General features: G+C 41.4%; 1 protein-coding gene. It reads left to right on the top strand.

Annotated features, from left to right (window positions below):
- Positions 1–338, top strand: a 338-nt coding sequence (locus HBA93_RS19735) for an ABC transporter permease subunit (RefSeq protein WP_221724418.1), incomplete at both ends; no start/stop codon positions are given.

Raw genomic sequence — 338 nt, 5'->3', positions numbered from 1 at the left:
ATTGCTGGTTTGATGATGATCTGTATTGGTCTTCCACTTGGTATCCTGTCAGCACGTCATCGCGGCACATGGATTGATCATACAATCCGGCTTGTTACAATGCTTGGCGTCTCAGCTCCTGCATTTGTATGGGCAGTTGTTCTCATGCTGCTATTTGCTTATTTTATAAGTATTTTTCCAATTGCAGGACGATTGTCTGATCAATTCACAATCCAGCCTGTAACTGGGTTTATGTTAATAGACACATTATTGGCAGGTAATATAAAAGCCTTTTTTGATGCTGTATGGCACCTCATCTTACCATCATTTGCACTAGCACTTTCTGGTATTGGCCAAGC

It is taken from the genome of Ochrobactrum sp. SFR4 (assembly GCF_019730395.1).
Lineage (GTDB): Bacteria > Pseudomonadota > Alphaproteobacteria > Rhizobiales > Rhizobiaceae > Pseudochrobactrum.
This window is presented reverse-complemented; position numbering and strand designations above follow the sequence as displayed.